Annotated in this window: 20 protein-coding genes; 8 read left to right on the forward strand and 12 right to left on the reverse strand. The window is 63.5% G+C overall.

All coding sequences use genetic code 11. The annotated features are described in order from the left end of the window. From ACVWVY_RS41225 to ACVWVY_RS41240, 4 genes are all read left to right on the forward strand, one after another. Complete coding sequence (locus ACVWVY_RS41225; RefSeq protein WP_456631746.1) at positions 1–2,064, forward strand: hypothetical protein; 2,064 nt, start codon at positions 1–3, stop codon at positions 2,062–2,064. A 162-nt stretch (positions 2,065–2,226) separates the two neighbouring features. Continuing rightward, a complete protein-coding gene (locus ACVWVY_RS41230; protein WP_456631747.1) occupies positions 2,227–2,631 on the forward strand; it encodes a DUF2946 family protein in 405 nt (134 codons plus the stop codon). 109 nt (positions 2,632–2,740) lie between these two features. Continuing rightward, on the forward strand, positions 2,741–5,125 hold the full coding sequence (locus ACVWVY_RS41235; RefSeq protein ID WP_456631748.1) for a TonB-dependent receptor: 2,385 nt from the start codon (positions 2,741–2,743) through the stop codon (positions 5,123–5,125). A gap of 119 nt (positions 5,126–5,244) precedes the next feature. Beyond that, a complete protein-coding gene (locus tag ACVWVY_RS41240) occupies positions 5,245–7,044 on the forward strand; it encodes a cation:proton antiporter domain-containing protein (protein ID WP_456631749.1) in 1,800 nt (599 codons plus the stop codon). Between the two features lie 43 nt (positions 7,045–7,087). On the opposite strand, the gene ACVWVY_RS41245 is transcribed toward ACVWVY_RS41240, so the two are convergent. The 4 genes from ACVWVY_RS41245 to ACVWVY_RS41260 form a co-directional block, all read right to left on the reverse strand. Further along, positions 7,088–7,600: a GNAT family N-acetyltransferase gene (locus ACVWVY_RS41245; RefSeq protein WP_456631750.1), complete on the reverse strand. Its 513-nt coding sequence runs from the start codon at positions 7,598–7,600 to the stop codon at positions 7,088–7,090. A 67-nt stretch (positions 7,601–7,667) separates the two neighbouring features. Continuing rightward, on the reverse strand, positions 7,668–8,603 hold the full coding sequence (locus tag ACVWVY_RS41250) for a glycosyltransferase family 2 protein (protein WP_456631751.1): 936 nt from the start codon (positions 8,601–8,603) through the stop codon (positions 7,668–7,670). A 47-nt stretch (positions 8,604–8,650) separates the two neighbouring features. Then, positions 8,651–9,793, reverse strand: a complete 1,143-nt coding sequence (locus tag ACVWVY_RS41255; RefSeq protein ID WP_456631752.1) for a hypothetical protein — start codon at positions 9,791–9,793, stop codon at positions 8,651–8,653. Positions 9,794–9,875: 82 nt separating this feature from the next. Beyond that, complete coding sequence (locus ACVWVY_RS41260) at positions 9,876–10,364, reverse strand: NUDIX domain-containing protein (protein WP_456631753.1); 489 nt, start codon at positions 10,362–10,364, stop codon at positions 9,876–9,878. Between the two features lie 95 nt (positions 10,365–10,459). On the opposite strand from ACVWVY_RS41260, the gene ACVWVY_RS41265 reads away from it, so the two are divergent. After that, complete coding sequence (locus ACVWVY_RS41265; protein WP_456631754.1) at positions 10,460–11,353, forward strand: metallophosphoesterase family protein; 894 nt, start codon at positions 10,460–10,462, stop codon at positions 11,351–11,353. A gap of 23 nt (positions 11,354–11,376) precedes the next feature. Here ACVWVY_RS41265 and ACVWVY_RS41270 read toward each other — a convergent pair whose 3' ends face one another. The 4 genes from ACVWVY_RS41270 to ACVWVY_RS41285 all read right to left on the reverse strand — a co-directional run bounded on the left by ACVWVY_RS41270 (position 11,377) and on the right by ACVWVY_RS41285 (position 14,865). Further along, positions 11,377–12,078 carry a glycine-rich domain-containing protein gene (locus ACVWVY_RS41270; protein ID WP_456631755.1) on the reverse strand — a complete coding sequence of 234 codons (702 nt, stop codon included), beginning with the start codon at positions 12,076–12,078 and terminating at the stop codon, positions 11,377–11,379. Positions 12,079–12,120: 42 nt separating this feature from the next. After that, the gene (locus ACVWVY_RS41275) at positions 12,121–12,675 is read right to left on the reverse strand and encodes a hypothetical protein (protein ID WP_456631756.1); all 555 of its coding nucleotides are present in this window, start codon (positions 12,673–12,675) and stop codon (positions 12,121–12,123) included. Between the two features lie 312 nt (positions 12,676–12,987). Further along, positions 12,988–13,194: a DUF4170 domain-containing protein gene (locus ACVWVY_RS41280; protein WP_212033207.1), complete on the reverse strand. Its 207-nt coding sequence runs from the start codon at positions 13,192–13,194 to the stop codon at positions 12,988–12,990. 30 nt (positions 13,195–13,224) lie between these two features. Beyond that, complete coding sequence (locus ACVWVY_RS41285; RefSeq protein ID WP_456631757.1) at positions 13,225–14,865, reverse strand: isocitrate lyase; 1,641 nt, start codon at positions 14,863–14,865, stop codon at positions 13,225–13,227. 180 nt (positions 14,866–15,045) lie between these two features. Between ACVWVY_RS41285 and ACVWVY_RS41290 the strand changes: the two genes are divergently transcribed. The 3 genes from ACVWVY_RS41290 to ACVWVY_RS41300 all read left to right on the forward strand — a co-directional run bounded on the left by ACVWVY_RS41290 (position 15,046) and on the right by ACVWVY_RS41300 (position 17,373). Beyond that, complete coding sequence (locus ACVWVY_RS41290; protein ID WP_456631758.1) at positions 15,046–16,491, forward strand: helix-turn-helix domain-containing protein; 1,446 nt, start codon at positions 15,046–15,048, stop codon at positions 16,489–16,491. A gap of 86 nt (positions 16,492–16,577) precedes the next feature. After that, positions 16,578–16,817 (forward strand): hypothetical protein, encoded by a 240-nt coding sequence (locus tag ACVWVY_RS41295; protein WP_456631759.1) that lies wholly within the window; start codon positions 16,578–16,580, stop codon positions 16,815–16,817. A gap of 259 nt (positions 16,818–17,076) precedes the next feature. Further along, entirely contained in the window at positions 17,077–17,373 is a 297-nt protein-coding gene (locus ACVWVY_RS41300) for a hypothetical protein (RefSeq protein ID WP_456631760.1), read from the forward strand. Between the two features lie 50 nt (positions 17,374–17,423). Here ACVWVY_RS41300 and ACVWVY_RS41305 read toward each other — a convergent pair whose 3' ends face one another. The 4 genes from ACVWVY_RS41305 to ACVWVY_RS41320 all read right to left on the reverse strand — a co-directional run bounded on the left by ACVWVY_RS41305 (position 17,424) and on the right by ACVWVY_RS41320 (position 21,624). Then, on the reverse strand, positions 17,424–17,837 hold the full coding sequence (locus ACVWVY_RS41305) for a VOC family protein (RefSeq protein WP_456631761.1): 414 nt from the start codon (positions 17,835–17,837) through the stop codon (positions 17,424–17,426). A gap of 176 nt (positions 17,838–18,013) precedes the next feature. Beyond that, positions 18,014–18,484, reverse strand: coding sequence for a hypothetical protein (locus tag ACVWVY_RS41310; protein ID WP_456631762.1), 471 nt, complete (start codon positions 18,482–18,484; stop codon positions 18,014–18,016). Between the two features lie 169 nt (positions 18,485–18,653). Beyond that, a complete protein-coding gene (locus tag ACVWVY_RS41315) occupies positions 18,654–19,223 on the reverse strand; it encodes a DinB family protein (protein ID WP_456631763.1) in 570 nt (189 codons plus the stop codon). Positions 19,224–19,362: 139 nt separating this feature from the next. Beyond that, positions 19,363–21,624 carry a xanthine dehydrogenase family protein molybdopterin-binding subunit gene (locus ACVWVY_RS41320; RefSeq protein ID WP_456631764.1) on the reverse strand — a complete coding sequence of 754 codons (2,262 nt, stop codon included), beginning with the start codon at positions 21,622–21,624 and terminating at the stop codon, positions 19,363–19,365. Positions 21,625–21,638 lie beyond the last annotated feature (14 nt).

A 21,638-nucleotide genomic window follows, 5' to 3' on the forward strand; every position in this document is an offset into this window, starting at 1 on the left:
ATGCAGTACGGCATCGCGTTCACCCCCCTCGTTCCGACGATCGTGCTCTGGATCGCGCTCGCCGCGATCGTCGCGATCTCGGTACTGCTGCTGCTCGGGCGCTCGCGCGGGGCTGCCGTGCGCGTCGCGGCGCTGGCGCTGATCCTGCTGGCGCTCGCCAACCCCTCCTTTACCCGCGAGGACCGCGAGCCGTTGTCCTCGGTCGCGGCTGTTGTGATCGACAAGAGCCCGAGCCAGAATTTCGGCACGCGCAACCAGGAGACGGCCAAGGCGCAGGAGGCGCTGGTCGACACGCTGAAGAAGATCAAGGGACTGGAAGTCCGCGTCGTCGAGGCCGGACAGGCCGACGGCGAAACCGACGGCACCAAACTGTTCGGCGCGCTGTCCTCGGCGCTGTCCGACGTTCCCGTCGACCGTGTCGCCGGCGCGTTCCTGATTACGGACGGCCGGGTGCATGACATTCCCGCCAGTGCCGCCGCCCTTGGCTTCCAGGCGCCGGTGCACGCGCTGGTCACCGGGCGCAAGGACGAGCGCGACCGTCGCATCGCAATCTCGGCCGCGCCGCGTTTCGGTATCGTCGGACAGCCCCAGACCATCACCTACCGGCTCGACGACCAGGGCGTCTCCGGTCAGCGCGCCAAGATCGTGGTGCGCCGCGACGGCGAGGTGATCAGCGAGCGCACGCTCGTGAGCGGACAAACCTCCAATGTCGAGGTCGACATCAAGCATGCCGGCTCGAACATCGTCGAGATCGAGGCCTCGCCGCTCGAAAACGAACTCACGCTGGTGAACAATCGCGCCGTGGTCGCGATCGAAGGCGTCCGCGACAAGCTGCGCGTGCTGCTGGTATCCGGCGAACCGCATTCCGGCGAGCGCACTTGGCGCAATTTGCTGAAGTCCGACGCCAGCATCGACCTGGTGCACTTTACGATTTTGCGCCCGCCGGAGAAGCAGGACGGCACGCCGATCAACGAATTGTCGCTGATCGCGTTTCCGACGCGCGAATTGTTCCAGCAGAAGATCAACGAATTCCAGCTGATCATCTTCGACCGCTACGCCCGGCAGGGCGTGCTGCCGATCGCCTATTTCGACAACATCGCGCGCTATGTCCGCGCCGGCGGCGCGGTGCTGGTATCGGCCGGGCCCGATTACGCTTCCACCACCAGCATCTGGCGCACGCCGCTGGACACGGTGCTGCCGGCAGAACCGGTCGGCGTCACTGAAAAACCGTTCTACGCGCACTTAAGCGACGCCGGCAAACGCCATCCGGTGACGCGTGGCCTCGAGGGCTCGGCGAGCGAACCGCCGCGCTGGAGCCGCTTCTTCCGCACCGTGGATACGCGCAACGCGATCGGCGCGCCCGTGATGACCGGCGCCGACGGCAAGCCGCTGCTGCTGCTGTCGCGCTTCGGCGAAGGCCGGGTCGCGCTTCTGCTGTCGGACCACATCTGGCTGTGGGCGCGCGGCTTTGAAGGCGGTGGACCGCATCTGGATCTGCTGCGGCGGACGTCGCACTGGCTGATGAAGCAGCCTGATCTCGACGAAGAGGCGCTGCGCCTGCAGATCCAGGGCAAGGACCTCGTGGTGCTGCGCCAGACCATGGCCGACAACGTGCCGCCGGTGACGGTGACGTCGCCGAGCGGCGCCACGAAAGAACTCACGCTGACCGCAAGCGAGCCCGGCACCTGGCGCTCCACCCTTCCCGCCAACGAACTCGGGCTATGGCAGGCCACGGACGGCGCGCTGAAAGCCCTGATCAATGTCGGGCCGACCAACCCGAAGGAATTTTCGGAAGTCACCTCCACCACCGAGATGCTGAAGCCGCTGTCGCAGGCAAGCGGCGGCGACGCGCGGCGCGTGGCCGACGGCGGCAGCATCGACCTGCCCCGCGTGGTGCCGGTGCGCGCCTCCGGCATCTTCCATGGCGACGGCTGGATGGGCGTCAAGATGCGGGACGCCAGCGTCGTGAAGGGCGTCGGCGTGCTGCCGATGTTTGCCGGCCTCGTCGGCTTGTTGCTGCTGCTCGGGGCGTTCGCGGCGACCTGGGTGCGCGAGGGGCGCTAGGCGCCGCCTCGCGACGCCCGGTCGTTGCATCAATCACACATCGCTCAACGTTTTCTCCGCAGCCGATCCGTGCGGCGGTTGACATCGTCGGAACCTTCCGATGTTATATTATAACATTGGGCGGCCTAGGCGCTTGGCCGTTCGGGGAAGGCGTAGTTCGTCGTGAATTGGTTCCGGAAGCATCTCAAGCACGGCTCGCGGCTGGCGCTGTTGGCGCTCGCGATCCAGTTTGCGCTGTCGTTCGGACATTTCCACGCCGACGTCGCCCGCGCCGCGCCGGCACTTCAGACCGGGTTGGCCGATACGGACCTCGCCATTGCCGCGGCGCTAGCCGCGCAAGAGGCGCGCGCCGCACAGCAGCCATCCGGCCACGATACCGATCAGCCAACCTCCGACTGCGCGATCTGCGCCGTCCTCTCGCTGGCCAACAATTTCCTGTTCGCCACGCCGCCGCTGCTGGAACTGCCGCAGGCGGTCGAGCTTCTGCACCTGACTACCGGCGCCGAGTTCACGCATCTCGGCTCGCTCCATCGCGCGTTCCAGTCCCGCGCACCTCCCGTCTCCTGACCTCGATTGATTGATGCACCCCTGGGGGATCGCCGCGCCACGCGGCTGATTGACCTAAGGGAAAATCGGAATCGATCCGTCGCACATCGACGGAATCAGGATCGGGACAATGACTTCAAAGAAGAACCGAGCGTTCCATTTCGGTGGAACAAGCTGGCTATTGCTATGCGCGATGGCCGATGGGGCGATGGCGCAGGACGCAGCAGCGACATCGACGCAACTGCCTGAAATCACCGTGACGGCGCCGAGCCCGATCGTGCGGCGTAAACCCGCACCATCGCGAACGCCGGCACGTGTCGCCCGCGCCGCGCCCGGCCAGAACCGCGAACGCGCGCCAGAACCGCAGGCCGCACCGGTCGCAGCCGCACCCCAACAGGGCGTGCTGCCCGTCGTGACCGACCAGTTCGCGACCGTCACGATCGTGCCCAACGAGGAAATCCGCCGTTCCGGCAGCGCAACGCTCGGCGATCTCCTGTTTTCAAAACCCGGCATCACCGGCTCGAGCTTCGCGCCGGGCGCCTCCAGCCGGCCGATCATCCGGGGCCTCGACGGCAACCGCGTCGGTATCGTCGAGAACGGCACCGGCGGCGGCGGCGTCTCGGACCTCGGCGAGGATCATTTCGTTCCCATTGATCCGCTCGCCACAAACCAGGTCGAGGTCGTGCGCGGGCCTGCAGCCTTGCGCTACGGCTCGACCTCGATCGGCGGCGTCGTCAGCGCCACCAACAACCGGATCCCCGAGGCCCTGCCCTCCTGCCCGGCGGCGCCGTTCCAGAGCTACGGCCTGCCAGCGAAAGCGCCGCTGGCGGAGGCGCAATCCGCATCATGCGTGACCGTCGAGACCCGCAACGCCGTCAATTCGGCCGATCGCGGCGTCGAGGGCGGCATTTTGCTCGATGCCGGCGGCGGCAATTTTGCCGTCCACGCCGACGCCTATGGCCGCAAGGCCGGCGATTACAGCATTCCCGGCTATCCCTATCTGTTCGACCAGACGCGGCCCGTGAACGGAAAGCAACCGAACTCGGCCGCGCAAGCCGACGGCGCCTCTGTCGGCGGCTCCTACATCTTCCATGGCGGCTTCATCGGTGCTGCGATCACGCAGAACGATTCCCTGTATCGCATCCCCGGTATCGACGGCGCCGATCACCAGACCCGGATCGATGCGCACCAGACCAAGTTTTCGGCCAAGGGCGAATACCGCCCGGACGCGGCGGCGATAGATGCTGTCAGGTTCTGGGCCGCGGCCACCGACTACAAGCACAACGAGATCGGGCTCGCAGACCCCGCCGACCTTTCGTCATTGGGTGTGCGGCAAACCTTTACCAACAAGGAGCAGGAAGGCCGCGTCGAAGTGCAGATGACGCCGTTCAACGCACGCTTTGCCGCTGTCACGACCGCGTTCGGTCTGCAGGCCAGCCACCAGCAACTGACCGCGCCAAGCCCGGACGATCCCGGGAGCCCGCTCAACGGTTTGTGGGATCCGAACAAGAACACCAAGGTCGCCGGCTATGCCTTCAACGAATTCAAGTTCACCGAGACCACCAAGGCGCAGATCGCCGGCCGCATCGAGCACGTCAGTCTCAGCGGAACGACGCCGTCGTTCATTCCGGACGTGTTCGACCTCAACACCAATCCCGGCGACATCGGTCCGCCGGTAGCGCGCAACCTCAACTTCACGCCGAAGAGCGCGAGCATCGGCCTGATCCAGAACCTCCCGGGCCAACTGGTTGCCAGCGTCACCGCTCAATATGTCGAGCGCGCGCCGAAACCTGCGGAATTGTTCTCGCGCGGCGCACACGACGCCACCGGCACCTTCGACATCGGCAATCCCGATCTCGGCATCGAGACCGCCAAGACGATCGAGATCGGATTGCGGAAGGCGACCGGGCCTTTCAGGTTCGAGGCAACCGCCTACTACACCAAATTCAATGGCTTCATTTACCGTCGCCTCACCGGCAACACCTGCGAGGATGTCGCCTGCGTCGGCCCTGCCAATCCGGCTGCTCCGCTCGAATTGAACCAGGCGATCTATTCGCAACGCGACGCCACCTTTCGCGGTGGCGAATTCCAGAGCCAGTTGGACATCGGCCCCTTCAACGGCGGCATCTGGGGCATCGAGAACCAGTTCGATGTTGTGCGCGCAACCTTCAGCGACGGCACCAACGTACCGCGCATCCCGCCGGTGCGTGTCGGCGGCGGGCTGTTCTGGCGCGATGCCAACTGGCTGACGCGGATCAACCTGCTGCACGCCTTCGCGCAGAACGATATCGCTCCGATCGGCGAGACGCCCACCGCGGGTTATAATTTGTTGAAGGCGGAGGTCAGCTACAGGACGAAGCTCGATCCATCCTGGTTCGGCGCGCGTGAAATGACGGTCGGGCTGGTCGGCAACAACCTGTTGAACGAGAACATCCGCAACTCGGTGTCCTACACCAAGGACCAGGTTCTCTTGCCGGGCATCGGTGTGCGCGCGTTCGCCAATCTGAAGTTCTAGGACGGAGGTATGGGCCACGGGGTGGCGTTAGCTGGTGGTACCAGCTAACGTTCCAGGCGGAGACGGCCGATGCGCGGGACGTTCCCTCACTCCACTGGAAACAGATGCACATCGAATAGATGACTTCGTCCATCAATGTTCACGTCTACAGCGACGCGCTTGTTCTGCTCGGCACCGCGGGCGTCGTCATTCCGTTGGTACGGCGATACGGGTTCAATCCCGTTCTCGGCTATCTTGGAGCCGGCGCAATCCTGGGCCCTCTCGGGCTGGGATCGTTCATTGAAAAATTTCCGCTTCTCTACTGGTTCACCGTCGTCGACGCAGGAAACGTCTCCGGCATCGCGAACCTCGGCGTCGTGTTCCTGCTCTTCCTGATCGGCATGGAGTTGTCCTACGACCGATTGAAGGCGATGCACCGCCTGATTTTCGGATTGGGCAGCCTGCAGATCATTTTCTCGACGGTCGCGATCGGCCTCGTCGCCGCGCTGGCTGGCAGCAAGGCTCCGGTGGCCCTCATCCTTGGTGCGTGTCTCGCCTTGTCCTCGACCGCCATCGTCATCGAGATTCTTTCCAGGCAGAAGCGGCTCAACACAAGCGCGGGACGGGCAAGCTTCGCGGTCCTCCTCGCGCAGGATCTGGCAGTCGCCCCTCTTCTGCTTTTCATCTCGATCTTTGGCGCGGGAGACTCCGGATCGGTCATCGCGACACTGTTGCTTGCGCTCGTGAATGCCGCCCTGGCGCTCGGCGTGATCGTCGTCGTCGGCCGCGTGGTGATGCGCCCCCTGTTCCGTCTGGTGGCATCGGCCGGCATGAGCGACCTGTTCGTCGCCACGACGCTATTCGTGATCGTCGCGACCGGGGTAGCTGCTGCCGTGGCCGGCTTCTCCATGGCGCTTGGCGCTTTTGTCGCAGGCCTGTTGCTGGCCGAGACGGAGTTCCGCAAAGCGATCGAAATCGCCATCGATCCCTTCAAGGGCCTTTTGCTTGGCCTGTTCTTCTTCACGGTCGGTATGAACATCGATTTTGGCCAGATCGCGCGCGATCCGGTCTGGCTGATTGCGGGTGCCGCCGGGCTGATTGTCGTAAAGTCCACCATCCTCGTCTTCCTGGCCCGGATGTTTCGCCTTTCCTGGCCGGCCTCGATCGAGGTCGGACTGCTGCTTGGTCCCGGCGGCGAGTTCGCTTTCGTCGGCATTGGGATGGCAACGACGCTTGGCCTGATTGACGCCAACATATCGAGTTTTGCCGTCGCGCTGATCACGCTGACCATGATGCTCACCCCGGCACTGTCTCATGTCGCGCGGCGGCTGGCACCGATGGTGCGCGAGGACAAACCGCTTGATCCAGAGCTCACCGTTGCACCGAGCGGCGGGAGTGGCCATGCCATTGTCGTCGGACATGGCCGGGTTGGACAAGTCGTCTGCACGATGCTCGATCGCCATCAGTTCAAATACACCGCCGTCGACAACGATGCCGCGGCCGTCCCGGAGCAACGCAAGCAGGGCCGTACCGTCTTCTACGGTGATGCGACAAACCCGGAGTTCCTGATGAGCTGCGGCCTCACGGAAGCCGCCGCGGTCATCGTTACGATCAACGAACCCAAAGGCATTGACGAAATTGTCGCGCAGGTTCGCGCGCTACGGAAAGATGTACTGATCGTTTCGCGCGCGCGTGACGCCGACCACGCGCGACATCTCTACGGAATCGGCGTCACCGACGCCGTGCCGGAAACCATCGAGGCAAGCCTGCTATTGTCCGAAGCAGCCCTGATCGGCTTGGGAGTGGCGATGGGACTGGTCGTTGCTTCCATCCACGAGAAGCGTGAGGAGTTTCGGCACGAACTGCAGCACGCAGCCGGAAGCACGGGGTCCGCATCGAAGCCGGTGGCCGGCACCAAAAGGCGTCGACTTTTCCGATAGCGACGAGACCGGGCGCCCCCACGGCGCCGCTTCGCCATCGGCGCTACCGCGCCTTGCTCCAGTCCGGCCGGATATCGCCGGAGACGCCCTCGAACGCGCCCTCGACCAGCTCCGCCACCAAAAGGCGGCTGTAATCGACGGGACCCGGCATGATCGCACGCCCCTTCGGTATGACCTTGAAGCCGACGCGGCCGTAATAAGGTTCGTCGCCGACCAGGATGACCAGGCGATGGCCCTTGGCCTTGGCGTCCTGCAGCGAGCGATCGAGCAGCATGCGACCGACGCCGCGCTTTCGGAACGGCGGCTCGACCGTCAACGGCCCGAGCATCAGGGCCGGCGTATCGCCGATGCAGATCGGCAATTGCCGCACCGAGCCGACCAGCAATGTGCCGATCCGCGCCGTGAACGAGAGGTCGAGCAGGTGATCGACATGCTCGCGCAGGCGGTAGGCGCTCAGCACGAAACGGCCGGGACCGAACGTGCGCTCGTGCAGGCGTTCGATCGCCTGGGCGTCCTTTGGTGTTTCGGCCAGGATGGTGAGGTCAAGTTCGCTCATGATGGGCGCGAGATAGCATCTGGCGGCGGCGCGGTCCATTGCCGGAGACGGCAATCCCCGTATTGCCTTAATCCCCTTTGATGGCCGGCTGGGACAGATAGGCCAACAGCTTCATCTCTCGGCGGCCGCGCGTCACCGTATCCAGCACCAGCCCCGAGCTTACCGACAGCACCGCCACGATCATCAGGCCCATCGACAGTACCGCGGTCGGCAGCCGTGGAACGATGCCTTCCTCGAGAAAGGTGATGATCACGGGGATCGCGAGGCCGATCGAGACCAGCATCAGGAACATGCCGATGACCGTGAAAAACCGCAGCGGCTTTTCCGACCGGTACAGCTTCAGGATGGTGCCGAGTATCCGGAAACCGTCGCGCCAGGTGTTCAGCTTGCTGAACGATCCCTCGGGGCGGGCATAATAAGGCGTCTCGATTTCCACCACCGGCAGCGCCAGTTCGAGCGCATGCACGCTGAGCTCGGTTTCGATCTCGAAACCGTCCGACAGCACCGGAAAGGATTTGACGAAGCGGCGCGAGAACACGCGGTAGCCGGAAAGGATATCCTTGAATGCCTGGCCGAATACCGCGGAAAGGAAGCTCGTCAGCATCCAGTTGCCGGTGCGGTGGCCGGGCCGGTAGGCCGCGACCGACTGGTCGACGCGAAAGCCCACCACCATATCGAGATGATCATTGACCAGCGCATCGATCATGCGCGGGGCGCTCGGCGCGTCATAGGTCGCGTCGCCGTCGACCAGCACATAGATGTCGGCATCGACATCGGCGAACATGCGCCGCACCACGTGTCCCTTGCCCTGGCGGCGCTCGCTGCGCACGATGGCGCCAGCCGCGCGCGCCACCTCGACGGTGCGATCCTTCGAATTATTGTCGTAGACGAAAATCTCAGCGGCCGGCAGCGCCTTGCGGAAGTCGGTGACCACGGTGGCGACCGCGGCTTCCTCATTGAAGCATGGCACCAGAACCGCAATCCGCAGCGCTGCTGTCGTCATTGCCGGCTCACCCGATTTAAGTCCGTCCATGGCGCGTCATACCGCAATCAGGCGTTGGCCGGTTGAGGGAAGGCCGCACTTTTGGCGGCCCGTTCGCCGCGCAGATCGAGCGTTGCGAACAGCAAAGTCCAGAGCGAGAGCATGTCGATCGGAATGATATAATATGGCGTAAATATCGGATGGGTCATGAAGAAAATCAGGTTTACCGCAAGGTTTACCGCGACCAGGATTGCAGCATGCTTTGCGCGGCCTTGATTGGCCCACCATAGCCAGGCGGTCCAGATCGCCGATATCGCCAGCAAGGTGAACTGAACGTCAACGAGATAGCTTAACAAGACGCTGGCGTTCAGCTCGGGCGGCAGGGCATCGACGCTGCCATAGGTGGTCGAGAACGGACTCCCTGCATTGATCGCATTCGCGATCAATGTCGGCGCGATGCCGATCAGGAAGGCGATACCGAACGATACCCCCTGCAGGAAAGTCTGCTTGGTGCGCGCCAGCAGGAACGCCCCGGCAAGATACAGGCAATAGCCCGCCGCCAGGAACAGGTTGGGCAGACGGAAATTGACGGACAGGCCGATCAGCAGACCGATCAGTGCAATAATCAACAGCCGATGTCGCGGTTGTCCTGCGAAATACTTCACGGTGAAAAAGCCTGCGGCCGCGCAGACCATCATGGTCGGCGGCACCGAATAGCTCGCCTTGCTCGGGTTGATCATCAAGTAAAGCGCAGCAAGCCCGAACACTGCAGCCAGCGCGAGCGAGGCCGGGTCGCGTGCGCGGAACAACGCTATGACAGCAAAGGCAAGGATCGCCGTGTTCGCCAGCACATAGAGCGGGATGACCTGAAACCCCTCGCGAAACAGCGCCAACGCAAATCCGGTGCCCGGCGGGTATTGCATGACATATTTGTCAGCAGTCGGAATCAAGGTATGGCAGGGGACGCGCTTCACATCGTTCCATTCCGCATAGCCGATCGCCTTCAGCTTGTTCTTGAGGTAATCGTCGTCGTCGAAAACGATGTTGGTATCGATGCCGCCAAGGCCATATTTCTGGAACAGATGCGCCTGCCGCAGATAGCAGACGTCGTCGTAGACGCCGCGGCTTTCGCTCCAGCGCGACATCGTCCAGACATTGCTCGCCAGCACCGCGAGCAGGCCGAAGCCGCAGAGGAGCCTCAAAATTTTCATCCTGCCCATATCGAACCCTGTTTGTCCGCTTCTAGAGCCTTTTCCGTTCCGATGGAATCGGAACGGGACTCCGCGCCGCGCGTCAGCGCCAGGTCGCAATCGGCGTCGTACCGTCGAGAACTTCCGCGATCCGGAGCCGCGTGCCCCTGGTCGTCTCCGCCGGCAGCGCACCCGCCGCATAGAACCCGCACTCGACGATTTCGTGGTTGGGCTTCGGCAGGCGGTCCTGCCGGAACTGCCTAACGACATAGACTGCGACATGGTCGCGTTGGGAGACGTGGCCGTTGAAGAACAGGCCATGCAGGACCGGCTTCCCGGTCAGTTCGATCCGCCCCTCCTCTATCAGTTCCCGCCGCAAGGCTTCTAGAAAGGTTTCGCCGACCTCGACCCCGCCGCCCGGCAGGTGCCAGCCGGCGACATAGCTGTGCCTGACCAGGAACACCTTGTCGTCGCCGTCGAGCACGACGCCACGAACCCCAAGCGTCATGCCGCGAGCCATCCGCCAATAGAGGTGGAAGGCCCGCCGCAATTGCGGTTCGAGACGTTTTCGCAAGTGCTCCAGCACCGTCACGCAAACCTCGGATGGACAGCTATCACGTTTGATCCTTATATCGTCGGCATGATCGTGCGACGGCTCTATATCACAGGGAATGCGGCAGAGCGCGAATGACCGATACCTTCACGCTGGCGCATCTGTCCGATCCGCATCTGCCACCGCTGCCCGCGGCGCGGCTTCGCGATCTCGCGGGCAAGCGTGCGCTCGGCTATCTCAACTGGACCCGCAACCGTCACAAGTATCATCGCCGCGAGGTGCTGGATGCGCTGGTCGCCGACATGCAGGCGCAGCGGCCGGACCACATCGCGGTGACCGGCGATCTCGTCAACTTGGCGCTGGAGGCGGAATTCACCCCGGCCCAGGCCTGGCTCGAAAGCGTCGGCACGCCGCAACGGGTCACGGTCGTTCCCGGCAATCACGACGCCTATGTCCGCGCCACGCGGCACCATTTCGCCGATACGTTTGAGAAGTATCTGAGCTGCGACGTCGCCGAGGCGAATGGCACGCCGTTTCCGTTCGTGCGCCGGCGGGGGCCGCTGGCGCTGATCGGGGTCTCCTCGGCGGTGCCGACGCCGCCGCTGATGGCCACCGGCCGGCTTGGCCGCGCGCAACTCGATGCGCTCGACCGCCATCTGGCGCAGATGTCCGCCGATGAGGCCTTCCGGGTGCTGCTGGTTCATCATCCGCTGCACTCGGGTTCGCGGATGAAGCGGCTGACCGATTCGAAGGCGCTCCGCGCCGTGCTGAAGCGGCGCGGTGTCGAACTGGTCCTGCACGGCCACGACCACATCCATTCGACGATGTGGCTCGAAGGCGCCGACCGCCAGATCCCCGCGGTCGGCGTGCCGTCGGCGTCCGCGCTGGCGCACCGGAATTATCCGGCCGCGGCCTACAATCTGTTTTCGATCGCGCGCGACGGCGAAAAATGGCGCTGCGTGCAGACCGTACGCGCCATCGACGCCGACTACCGCGTCAAGCAGATCAAGCAGGCAACGCTGCTGTAGCTGCGCTCTGCGCCGCGAAGTCCTCAATCCCCGCCGCCGCAGCCGCCGCCCCCATCACCACCACCGCCGCCGCCGCCGTCGCCGCCGCCATCACTGCTTCCGTCGCTGCCGGCATCGCCAAACCCGTCCGAACTGCCGTCGAACGACGTATCTGCGAAATCGCCGCCGCAATACGCGGCGCCGCTGCCGTTCTTGCGCAGCTCTTCGCAGTCGGGATGATAGACGAACCCGTTTGCGATATTGAGTTTGCGGTCGAGCGCAAACAACAGCGGCAGGCGCGTCGGGCGGACCGGATCGATGTTCTCGTATTTGCAGCAGTACCACCAGACGCGGCGCAGGCCTTCGTTGCTCTTGCGATGCTCGCTGAGGACGACGGCGGGGGTGTGGTGGAGGAAGCCGCCGAAGGCGCGCCGGCAGAACGCGTCATACTCGCGCGTATACAGGATGAATTCGTGCCAGAGATCATCGGCGACTTGCGAGGGCATCGAGACGTGGCGCTTGCCGCTCATCAGATAGGCGACGAAGAATTGACGCAAGCCCCGCGACACCAGCGCGCTGTCCTTGCGCGCAAAGCCGGGGTGATGCTTCTCAAGCCGCTCGAGCAGCCCGCGCGGCCAGTGGAAGGTGCGGATGAACTCGGCGCGGCGCAGCGTGCGCCACTTGCCGTACAGCCAGGCGCCGGCGAACAGGGCGGCCACCAGCAGGATGGCAATCGGTACGGTCATGATGCGGTCGACACCGTTTTTCAATCCGCCGCGTGGCCGACCTCAGAAATTCTTCAGGCTCGCATACAGCGCCAATCCGAACAGCGCCACCGCGCCCAGCAGGAAGCCGAGCACGAAGGCGCCGAGGCCGCGGCGGCGCGGCTTTTTTTCCACAACCGGCTCGTCCACGGGGGTTGCCACCATCGCATGTTCGCGCTCGATCATGCGGCGCGCGACATAGCCGGTGACGGCATCGACGATGACAGGCACGTCATGCGACTCCGCGATCACGATGCGGCCGAAACGGGTATCCTGCACGAAGCGATAGATCCGCTTGTCGCGCCCCATCACCACATGCGCCACCACATCGATCCACAGCCGCGGCGTCTCGCCCTGGCTGACGCCGCGATCGAACAGGTCGACCTGCTCGGGCACCTCGGCGAACAGCGGATCGAGTGCCTCGTTCAGGATCTCGAGCCGGGCAACCTCGGCATCGCGCAACTCGACCACGACGCCGGTGCGGTCGGCGGCCTCGATGCGGGCCTGGCGGAGCGCGTCGCGCAGCCGCGTCGGTCGCATGTCGCGGGCCTCGTTGCCGGTGTTTTGCGCTTCTGCCATCGGTAGCCGCCTTTATCCTGAGAGGTTGGCCCGGTTAACCTATCAGTAACTACCTCGCGCGCAATGGCTGTTTATTTGCAATAGCTTAGCGGTCCACCGGGTTCTGAGTCCCCTAAGGCAACCCCTCACCCCGCCCCTCCCGGAGCGAGCTCAGCTCGTCTCCCGGAGCGAGCTCAGCTCGTCTCCCGGAGCGAGCTCGGCTCGTCTCCCGGAGCGAGTTCGGCGCGTCGCCACACCGCTTTGAGAACGCAAACGGCCCCACCCGGTTTTCCGGATGGGGCCGCTCGTCCTTGGGCCGTTTCTTAAGGGGTATCAGGCCGAGACGCGGGAGGGCTCTTCGACGATCGAAAAGCGCACGCCGGCCTTGTGACGGTTCTCTTCCGAGACCGCGCGCCAGGCATCCTCGGCCTCTTTGCGGGTCTTGAAGGGTCCCTGCACCTGGGCCGAGCCTTCCACGAGCTTGTGGAAGTTCATCGATCCGAACTCGCCGCCAATCACCCAGAAATTGCTCTTCGTCATGACTAGTCTCCTGTTGTCGTCAGCTGTGTGTTAGCCGAACTGGTTCATCGTGTTGTGAGCGCCGCCCGCCTTCAGCGCGGCTTCACCGGCGAAATATTCCTTGTGCTCGTCACCGATATCGGAGCCGGCCATGTTCTGATGCTTGGCGCAGGCGATGCCCTGACGGATCTCCTGGCGCTGAACATTCTTCACATAACCCAGCATGCCCTGGTCGCCGAAATACTCCTTGGCGAGATTATCGGTCGACAGAGCTGCCGTGTGATAGGTCGGCAACGTGATCAGATGATGGAAGATGCCGGCACGCTTGGCTGAATCGGCCTGGAAGGTACGGATGCGCTCGTCGGCTTCAATCGCCAGCGGCGTCTCGTCGTATTCCGGCTTCATCAGGTCGGCGCGGTTGTACTTGCTGACATCCTTGCCGGCTTCCTTCATCGCATCGTACACCTGCCAACGGAAGTTGAGCGTCCAGTTGAACGAGGGCGAGTTGTTGTAGGCCAGCTTCGCGTTCGGAATGACCTCGCGAATGCGGTCGACCATCTTGGCGATCTGCTCGATATGCGGCTTCTCGGTCTCGATCCACAGCAGGTCGGCACCGTTCTGCAGCGAGGTGATGCTGTCGAGAACGCAGCGATCTTCGCCCGTGCCGGCACGGAACTGGTACAGGTTGCTGGCAAGCCGCTTCGGCCGCATCATCTTGCCGTTGCGGTTGATGATGACGTCGCCGTTGCGGGCGTTCTCGGGCGTCACTTCCTCGCAATCCAGGAAGCTGTTGTACTGGTCGCCGATGTCGCCGGGCTTGTGGCTGACGGCGATCTGCTGCGTCAAACCAGCACCCAGCGAGTCGGTGCGGGTCACGACGACGCCGTCTTCGACGCCGAGCTCGAGGAAGGCATGGCGGCAGGCCCGGATCTTCGCCAGGAACACCTCGTGCGGCACGGTCACCTTGCCGTCCTGGTGGCCGCACTGCTTTTCGTCGGAGACCTGGTTTTCGATCTGCAGGGCGCACGCACCCGCCTCGATCATCTTCTTCGCGAGCAGATAGGTCGCCTCGGCATTACCAAAGCCGGCGTCGATGTCGGCGATGACGGGCACGACGTGGGTCTGGAAGTTGTCGACCTTCTCGATCAGCTCCTTTTCCTTCGCCTTGTCGCCTGCCTTGCGAGCGGCGTCGATGGCGCGGAAAATGTCGTTGAGCTCACGGGAGTCCGCCTGACGCAGGAAGGTGTACAACTCCTCGATCAGCGCCGGCACCGAGGTCTTTTCGTGCATCGACTGGTCGGGCAGCGGTCCGAACTCGGAGCGAAGTGCGGCGATCATCCAGCCCGAGAGATACAGATAGCGGCGATCGGTCTTGCCACCGAAGTGCTTCTTGACCGAAATCAGCTTCTGCTGCGCGATGAAGCCATGCCAGCAGCCCAGCGACTGGGTGTACTTGGTGGGATCGGCATCATAGGCAGCCATATCGGCGCGCATCAGCGCCGCCGTATAGCGGGCGATGTCCAGGCCGGTCTTGAAGCGGTTCTGCAGACGCATGCGCGCCACGGCTTCGGCGGTGACACCGTTCCAGGTCGGCTGGGTCTCCAGGAGCGCCTTGGCAGCTCCGATCTCGCTTGCATAGGAAGCCGGTCCCTGGATGGCTCGGTCGCTGACGCCACGTGGCTGGAAGTTCATGTTCGTATCCCTTCAATCGACATTCTTGACAGTGCATTGCGAAACGTACCGAGAGCTAAACGCTAAAATCCTAAATTCGTATAGTCTGCTTGATTTTGAATGGTGATGTCATGTAACATCTGAACTTGTCATAGATGTCACTTTGTAAAATTTGTCACAATCAGGGTCAGGGAACCTGCCATGGCCACCAATTCCGGAAAGAAGCTTTTCGTCGGCCCCCGCTTCCGGCGGATCCGCCAGCAGCTCGGCCTGTCGCAGACCCAGATCGCCGAGGGGCTTGGCATTTCTCCGAGCTATATCAACCTGATAGAGCGGAACCAGCGCCCGGTGACGGCGCAGATCCTGCTCCGCCTGGCCGAAACCTATGACCTCGATTTGCGCGATCTCGCCACCGCCGACGAGGACCGGTTCTTTGCCGAGCTGAACGAAATCTTCTCCGATCCGCTGTTCCGCCAGATCGACCTCCCGAAGCAGGAACTGCGCGACCTCGCCGAATTGTGCCCCGGCGTGACTCATTCCTTACAACGCCTCTATGCCGCCTATACCGAGGCCCGCCGCGGCGAAACGCTGGTCGCAGCGCAAATGGCCGACCGCGACGAGGGCACCCGCTTCGAGGCCAACCCGATCGAGCGCGTGCGCGACCTGATCGAGGCCAACCGCAACTATTTCCCCGAACTCGAACAGGCCGCGGAGAATTTGCGTGACGAACTGAATGTGTCCGCCGAGGAACTGTTCGCGGCACTTTCGGCGCGGCTGCGGGAAAAGCATTCGATCGTCACCCGCATCATGCCGGTTGACGTGATGCGCGAGACGCTGCGGCGGTTCGACCGCCACCGCCGGCAACTTCTGATCTCCGAACTGGTCGACGGCGCGGGGCGCGCCTTCCAGTTGGCGCTGCAGATTGGGCTGAGCGAATGCGGCGCCAGCATCGACGCAATCGTCAATCGCGCCGGCCCGCTCGACGACACGCCGCGGCGGCTCTATCGGATTACGCTCGCGAATTATTTCGCGGCCGCTGTCATGATGCCCTATCAGGCGTTTCACGGTGCGGCGGAGACGCTGAACTATGACGTGCATGTGCTGGCGCAACGTTTCAATGCCGGCTTCGAGCAAGTCTGCCACCGCCTGACCACGCTGCAGCGGCCGAACGCGCGCGGCGTGCCGTTCTTCCTGCTGCGCGTCGACAATGCCGGCAACGTCTCCAAAAGATTCTCCTCCGGCACGTTCCCGTTCTCGAAATTCGGCGGCACCTGCCCGCTGTGGAACGTGCATTCGACCTTCGACACGCCGGACCGCCTGCTCAAGCAGGTGATCGAACTGCCCGACGGCACCCGCTATTTCTCGATCGCGCAGATGGTGCGCCGGCCGGTGGCGCCGCACCCGCAACCGCAGCCGCGCTTTGCGATTGGTCTCGGCTGCGAAATCCGCCATGCGGCCAAACTCGTCTACGCCGCCGGGATGGATCTGGAGAAAGCGGAGGGAACGCCGATCGGCGTCAACTGCCGGCTCTGCGAACGCGAAAACTGCAGCCAGCGGGCGGAGCCGCCGATCACGCGGACGCTGATTTTGGATGAGAACACGCGGCGGGTGTCGTCGTTTGCGTTCTCGAATGCGCGGGAGTTGTGAGGGTGTCGCCCGACTGCTGATCGGGAAAAAGCGGAACATCGCCGTGAACGAGACGTTTGCTTGGTTGCCTGCAACAGGAGAAACCAATGCTGAAAACATTGATTACGGTTTCGACCGTGCTGCTCACAACCGCCGCGTTTGCGCAGACCAGCACGAAATCTCCGGGTTCCTCGGAAATCGCCCCCGGACAGAAGATGCAGAAGAGCAAGACTACGACCGGCGCCTCCAAATACGCGCCAGGACACCAGAAGAATACCGCGAAGGGCCCCGGCCATTCGGAAAGCGCGCCGGGTCAGCAGACCACCGGATCGGCGGCGAAGAAGTAGTCCTCCAACACACAGCCCGGCATCGACGCCGGGCCGTTGTTTGCGGATGGCCACAGGTTCGATCTTTCTACAGCTCTGTCGCTGGCGCAGTGCGATGCATCAATGCACCGCTTTCCCGCCGCAAAGCCGCTGCTGTGTCCCGCCGGTGACGATCACATTTAAAACGTGGGTATTCCGCAATTTTGCGATGGAACGGCCAAGCCGATTCGCTAGCTTTGAAAGCAGCGATTCCCAGAACTCGCGGATGGATGCAGGACCGATGTTGCGACGCGTCAAGCTGATGAACCCGTTCGAAATCGTCCAGGATCTGGTCACTCAGGACCGGATGGCGCCTGAACGGCAGCAAGCACAGCCGGTCGAACTGAAGGTCGCCAATCGCGCCGCCCGCGCCACGCCGGTCTGCGCCGCCTGCGGTTCCGACGACATCATCTGCCACGCCACCGCGCAATGGAGCAACGAGGCGCAGGAATGGCAGCTCGCCAATACCTTCAACCAGCCGGCGCGCTGCAATACCTGTAACCACGACGGCAACCTGGTGTGGCTGACGCTGAACTGAGCGACGCCCTACTCTCCACCGTGACTGAGAGTGAACTACGCTCGCCCGCTTCAAATCTCCGCATACACCTCCAGCAAATTCCCATCGGGATCCCTGAAGAACAGCGTGCGATGGCCGAAGGGCTGGTTGGTCGGCGGCTCAAGCAGATCGACGCCGTGCCGCACCAGCTCGTCGGCGCAGCGGTCGACGTCATCAACCGCAACCTTGAAGGCGAGCTGCAGCGACGCGCTGCCTGTGGGCGTCGGCGCATCCTTCGCCGTCCGGCCCAGCCGCGACAGCGCGAGCGTGTTGCCGCCGATCTGATATTCGATCCAGCCCGCCGACAATTCTCGCGTCAGCGGGAAGCGGAGCACGCCCTCATAGAAGCGGCGCATCGCCACCATGTCGCGCACGAAGATAACGGTGTAGTCGATGGCGCGGATGGCATGGAAGGGAGAAGTGGAAGGTGGATTCTGAGCGTTCAAGACGGCTTCCTTATTGATCGTCCTGGAATTTCTTTTCCTCAATTGTCGCATGCCCGACCACGGATCGACAACCAGCAAGCAGCCCGCATGAGCGCAGCGAGATGCGGCACTCCGAACAAACCCCTCGCTGGCTTATCCGGACTAAGCTTGCTCTCGTTGTGCGTCGGTTACGCGCCTCAGTACAGCCCCAGCGCGCGGTCGCGCCAGGCATTCATGAGATCTGCCGTTGTCTTCGGATCGAACGGCCATACCGCCACGTATCGCCACCGCGAATCCCAAACCCCTGGCTCCTCAGCAGGATTGATGTATCTTACTGACACGCCCCATTGACTGACATCCATGCTGAACTCGGACGTCTCGCGCCAGTTGCATTTTATTTGCGCGCCCCCGTAGTCTCTTGTCGTGAACCCCCACCCATTCAGCTCGATCCACGATCTCGAGTAATAGTTCACCAGGGCGAAGAGCAGGAAGAACCCTCCCATGCCGATCGCGATCGGCCTGTAGTCCGCACCGAGATCAAGGAAGTAGAGGGAGCCGCAGAACAGGCCCAGGATCGCCGGCGTCACAACGGTCTGGCCTATCGTCCGATAAAGTTTGACCGGCCCCGGATACTGGCTCAGCACCTGTTCGGGCGTGATCTTGCCCATGACCCGCCACCTCACTTCATGACCTCACGGCGACATTAGTCCCGGATTGAAGCATCCGCACGCGGGTCTCGGCGGCATGGCTAATATTCGCGTAACGGCAATCCTGCATGCGGCATGCCGGGGAGATCAGGAAGCGCCACGAGATCGCCTTCCGCTCCGCCGCGCTTGATTACGCCCCGGCGTCCGAGCCCCAGATCTTCTGCTCGGTCCAACCGAGCTCGGCAAATTCCTCCGCCCGCAACGAGGCTTCACCCACCGCGAAGAATTCGTCGAGTTGCGGCGGGCTCACCGACGTGCCGCTGAGCATGGCGTGGGCCTGGCCGCGATGGTGCACCTGATGCTGGAACAGATGCAGGAGCAAGCGGTCCATCCGTTCGCGCTGGATGGAGGTGCCGCGATGCACGGAGACGATGCGCTGCAGTCCGGCGCCGTCGAGCGCTTCGACGACCTTGAGCAAACGCCGATCTACCGCAGCCTGCGCTTCCTTCAGCGCGGCGACCGTTGCACACGGCTCCTGGTCCGCCCACGCGGCCGGGCCGAGCGTGCCGCCTTCCATCGCATCGACGTAAAAATGGTCGATGATCAGGATGTGGTTGAGCGTGGCGTGCAGGCTTGGAAAGAAGCCGGTTCGTTTCGCGGTGAATTCGTCCGGCGACAGCCGTGCGCAGGCGGTGAGCAGCCGGTGGTTTGCCCAGGCGTTGTTGTACGCCATGGTGCGGTAGGGCAGGACATCGTGCATAGCGCTGGGGCCTACAAAAGCCTGTGCGGCGGGTTAGCGCGTAGGGTGGGCAAAGCGAAGCGTGCCCACCACTTTGACTTCTGCAAGAATGGTGGGCACGTCGCTGACGCTCCTTTGCCCACCCTACGAATCCCTCATCCTACTCCGCCGCTTGTTGCGTCGGTGCTTCCAGCACCTCCAGCACCTTCGGCGGCGACATCGGCAGCGCATAGAACCGTTTGCCGAGCGCGTTGTAGATGGCGTTGGCGACCGCCGCCATCACGGGCACCAGCGGCACTTCGCCGACGCCCTTGACGCCTTGCGGATGTTTCGGGTTCGGCACTTCGACCATGATGCAGTCGAGCATCGGCAGGTCCGAGCAGACCGGCATGCGATAGTCGAGGAAGCCGGGGTTATCGACCTTGCCTTCTTTGGTATAGATGTATTCCTCGTTCAGCGCCCAGCCGATGCCTTGCGCGACGCCGCCCTGGAGCTGGCCCTCGACATAGCCGGGGTGAATGGCGCGGCCGACATCTTGCACGGCGGTGTAGCGGATGACGCGCGCGATGCCGAGATCGACATCAACCTCGACGTCGCAGACATGCGTGCCGAAACCGCCGTCGGCGCCCGTGGTGTTGAGCTGCACGCCGGCCCCAATGGGTCCACCCATCGCGGGCGCCTTCTCGGCGAGTTCTTTCAGCGTCAGCGGTTCGAACTGGCCGGCGTTCGGGCTCACCGGATGCGCCGCGCCCTGCTCCCACTTCACCGCTTCGGGATCGATCTCCCAGATTTTTGCCGCGCGCTCGCGCAGCGTCTGGATGATCTTGTCGGTCGACTGCGTCACCACCATCGAGGAGGCGAACAGCACGCGGCTGCCGCCGGTGAGATTCGAAAAACCAATCGTCTGCGTGTCGCCGATGATGACGGAGACGCGGCGGTAATCGATTCCAAGGAGTTCGGCGCAGATGTTGGCGATGCCCGCGCGCGAGCCGCCGATGTCAGGATGCCCCGTGGTGACGACGACGTTGCCGTCCTCGGTGATGTTGACTTGCGCGGAAGATTCGCCGCCGGCGTTGAACCAGAAGCCGGACGCCACGCCCCTGCCCTGTAGCTTGCCGAGCGGCGCCTTGTAGTGTTCGGAATTCTTCGCCGCTTCCACGGTCTCGATAAAGCCGATGCGCGGGAAGGTCGGGCCGTGCGCGGCTTTGGTGCCTTCCTTCGCGGCGTTCTTCAGGCGGAAGTCGAGCGGGTCCATTTTCAGCGCTTCGGCGACTTCATCCATCACGCATTCGACCGCATAGGCGCCGATCGGCGCGCCCGGCGCGCGATAGGCCGCGACCTTGGAGCGGTTGGAGCAGACGTCAAAACCTTCGGAGAGCAGGTTCGGGATGTCGTAGGGCGTGAAGCTGCAGCCGGCGGCGCCGCGGATCGGCGAGCCCGGGAAGGCGCCGGCCTGCAGATAGAAGGTGCCATGCGCGGCGACGATTTTTCCATCTTTCGTCGCGCCGATCTTCACCGTGCTCTTCGAGCCTGAGGTGGGCCCGGTCGCGCGCATCACTTCCTCGCGCGTCATCACCATCTTCACCGGGCGGCCGGATTTTTTCGCAAGCAGCGTCGCGAGCGGTTCGAGATAGACGATGGTCTTGCCGCCAAAGCCGCCGCCGATCTCGGCGGGGATGGCGCGGATGTCGCTCTGCGAGATGCCGGTGAGATGGGCCGTCATCGCGCGCACCATGAACTGGCCCTGGCTGGAACTCCAGATCGTGGTCTTGCCGTCCGGCGCCACCGAGATCAGGCAGGCATGCGGCTCGATATAGCCCTGGTGAACGGGACGCGTGTTGAAGGTGCGCTCGATGACGATGTCAGCCCGCTTGAAACCTTCCGCGAGGTCGCCCTTCTTGTGCTCGATACGGCCCGCGATGTTGGACGGCTTGCCGTCGAACTTGTTGAACTCGTGCAGGATCGGCGCATCGCTCTTGATCGCGTCGTCGATCTCGATCGACCACGGCAGCACTTCGTAGTCGACCTCGATCAGCTGGCAGGCTTCCGCTGCAATTGCCTCCGTGGTCGCGGCCACGGCCGCGACGGGATGGCCGGGGAACAGCGCCTTTTCGCGCGCCATCACGTTGCGGCACATCCAGCGCATGTCCTGAATGCCCAACATGACCGCGCCGTCGGCAATCGGGAAATCGACGATGTCGCGCGCGGTGACGACGGCTTTTACGCCCGGCAGCTTTTCCGCCTTGGAGGTGTCGATCGATTTGATGCGCGCATGCGGATGCGGGCTGCGCAAGACCTTGCCCCAGATCATGCCGGGCATGGCGGTGTCGGCGGCGAACTGGGCGCGGCCGGTGACCTTGTCCATGCCGTCGGGACGGATGGTGCGCTGGCCGATCCACTTGTTGTTGGTGACGAGATTCATTGGGCTGGCTCCAG

The sequence above is a fragment of the Bradyrhizobium sp. URHC0002 genome, from assembly GCF_054059515.1.